Annotated in this window: 3 protein-coding genes; 1 reads left to right on the top strand and 2 read right to left on the bottom strand. The window is 55.8% G+C overall.

Annotated elements, in window-relative coordinates; translation table 11 throughout:
- Positions 1-1260 (bottom strand): hypothetical protein (locus COGEMETH_RS18100; RefSeq protein ID WP_373875389.1); only part of this gene is annotated, 1260 nt, incomplete at its 3' end.
- On the opposite strand from COGEMETH_RS18100, the gene COGEMETH_RS18095 reads away from it, so the two are divergent.
- Complete coding sequence (locus tag COGEMETH_RS18095) at positions 1259-1903, top strand: hypothetical protein (RefSeq protein WP_238183999.1); 645 nt, start codon at positions 1259-1261, stop codon at positions 1901-1903. The genes COGEMETH_RS18100 and COGEMETH_RS18095 overlap by 2 nt on opposite strands.
- Positions 1904-1935: 32 nt before the next feature.
- On the opposite strand, the gene COGEMETH_RS18090 is transcribed toward COGEMETH_RS18095, so the two are convergent.
- Positions 1936-2946: glycosyl transferase family 90 (locus tag COGEMETH_RS18090; RefSeq protein ID WP_238183998.1), on the bottom strand; the 1011-nt coding region annotated here is incomplete at its 5' end.

Here is a 2946-nt window from a genome sequence, read left to right as displayed (position 1 = left end):
GGTGTCCGTGGAACCGGGGAGGATCAAACAGCGCCTCCAAGGCTTCCCGGTACGATCGGGCGCCCGCGGAAGAAGGGTGTGCGGCGGCCAACCTTGTCCAAGATCCTGACCGACTCGGGTACCATCTGGCCCCTCGGAGATCGCGACGAGGGCTTGCTGCCCGCTTCGGATCTCGGCCAGAAGCCGCACCGGATCGAGGTCGGCACGCACCGCCTCGATCCGGCAAGGTATCTTCGCGGATGTGCGTGGATCGGCCAGAAGCCGGTCACAGGGTGTCGCCGGCGCATGGTAGCGCTTGCGCACCCGCGCGCCGTCGCGCTCCTTCTCGGCGAGTTTGAACGACGGCTGGAAGGCATTCACGAACAGCCGCGTCCGCGCGTAGAGCGCGGCTAGCTCACGGGCGGCCGCCATGCCCTCGAACCGCCGATAGCCGACGATGCGTCGCACGATCGCGCCGTTCTTCTGCTCGACATGGGCCTGATCGTTCTTGCGATAGGGCCGGCAGCGGGTGAACACGATCCCCTCGGTCAGACAGTAGTCCCGCACCGTCTCGTTGATGAACACGCTGTCGTTGTCCGAGTCGAACCCGAGCAGAGGGAACGGCATCCGGGCACGCACTTCGCGCAGCACGCCGACCAGCAGCGTCTGCTCCCGGACCAAGAGCGGGGCGCACTCGGTCCAGCCGGTGGCGATGTCGGTCAGCACCAGCGTCTGGATGAAGGCGCCCGAGGCGACCGGACCGGAATGCGCCACGAGGTCGACCTCGATGAAGCCGGGCGGCGGGTCGTTCCAGTCCGAGAACGTCCGCACTGGGATCGACCGGCGCAGCGCCGTTGGCGACCTCCGGCGGCGCGTACCGCGTCCGGAGCGCTCGCGCTGCGGAGTGAGGGCCCGGTCGATCGTCGCCGCGCTGATCGCGAGCAGCGCGGCCCGGATCTCAGGGACGAGGTCGAGGTGTCCGTGGCGTTCCATCGCCGGCAGCAAGGTCGGGATCATCGCCTTCAGACGCTTGCCGCAGATCCGGTCGGAGGCTTCCCAGAGCACGATCAGCGCCTCGCGCACCGCCGTGTCGTAGACCCGCCGTTCCGGTCGGAAGGTCGGCGCCTCACCCGGTGGACCGGCCCGGAGCAGCCGCATCGCGTGCTTGCGGTGGTGACCCGTCACGGACGCGAACTCGTCCAGGATGCGGGTCTTCTCCTCACGTCCGCTGCCTCGGTATCGAGCCGCCAACGCCACAAGCAGTTCATCACGCGTCGCCATGCTCACCCGCCTTATCACCACCCCCACCGCCGAACCCGCGTCGGGAGCAAATCAGATGCGGCAACGGCCCAACGTTCGGGAGCATTTCAGGCGAGGCAATGCGACCAATCATCCAGATTGCCGCGCTACAATCGAGATCGCCACGGCCACCGCCGTCTGGCATCATTCCGGTCTACCAGCAGTGCCGATCCGCTGGGTTCTGATCCGCGATCCCGAGAACCGCTTCGAGCCACAAGGGCTGCTCTGCACCGACCCCATACGAGATCCGACACAGATCGTGACGTGGTTCGTCCGACGCTGGCAGGTCGAGGTCACCTTCCAGGAAGCGCGTGCCCACCTCGGCGTCGAGACCCAGCGGCAATGGTCCGACAAGGCTATCGCTCGTACGGCTCCCTGCCTGCTCGCCCTGTTCTCCATCGTCACCCTGCTCGCCACCAGGCTGACAGCACGTGAGCGGCGGCAGGTCGCGACAGCAGCGTGGTACCCCAAACCGCAGCCTACCCTCTTCGATGCTCTCGCTGCCGTCCGTCGCACGATCTGGTGCCAGCAGGGTTTGAGGACGTCACCCCGCAGACGCAACCGAAAGAAACATCAGTTCCGCCTGCCACCAGCCTGGGCCTACGCCCTCTGCCAAGCCGCCTAATTGGCCAAAGTCGAGCTCAGTAGGGACTTATATTATTTTAGTTTACTTACATAGTAATAGTAAAAGCTTTCTAATAAACATGCAGTATAATACTCAACAGATGACTTACCTAAATAATCGTCGTAAAAATTATTCGCATTTCTTATCATTTTTTTTGTTTCTATCTCCCCATTTTTTAATCGCGAATATTGAAGTTTCAGATCTTCTGCATTATCAATCGGCACAAAATGCTCAAAAGGCCGTAGACCACGAAAATAGTATAATTGCTGCTCGGACCGATATTTTAGTAACAAACTTTGACTACGAAGTGTCAATACAATGCGCGAGCATGTAGCCCCATTTCCATCTATAGACAGTATATAACGACATTTAATTTGCTCATCCCATAATATTCGCTCGAAATACGGCTTTTTTCGCAATAATTCAGCGCCATCTTCAGATAAGCATTGCACTGCCGCACCAATTCGAACTTTAATATCTTTATTTCCAATAAATTCATTACACAAATAAAGTCTATCAGTATTATCATTAATAATGTCTCTGTCGGTCATAATTCCTCCTGTAGAAGATCCGCAAAAAATAACTTGGTCTAACTTATCTTCAAATTTTTCGTCTTCAGGTTTTTCCTGATAAAAATTGTATTGCAAAAAATCAGGATCGGGTATCAACATTAGATTCGATCTTACATTCTTCTGAAAACAAAACACAGGAAACCTGCTATCGAATGCAACCATGTCACCTATACATAGAGCTATCGAGAACTCGGGGAGATGGGGTACTTGTAGTATAACATTTTTTAGAAAATTCACATAAAGAGGTAACCGCACTGCTTCTAAACTGCCGGCCGCTACTGAAGTGTGGGGATTTCTTTTTGGTGAAATATGAACATCGCCTTTAGAGAATGAAAATATAAATATGTCTTTAGTGTTTTCATTGACGCACTCTAGGAAAATGCGATAACTAGAAAGAGAATCATTAACACATTCACTAGAAAAAGAGGCCTCTTGTGACCATATATTGACCTCTTCTTTTGCCCATTGCTT

The sequence above is a fragment of the Methylobacterium trifolii genome (genome assembly GCF_022179685.1).
GTDB classification, from domain to species: domain Bacteria; phylum Pseudomonadota; class Alphaproteobacteria; order Rhizobiales; family Beijerinckiaceae; genus Methylobacterium; species Methylobacterium trifolii.
Note: the sequence above shows the minus strand (reverse complement) of the source record. Positions and strands in the feature narration are given on the sequence as shown.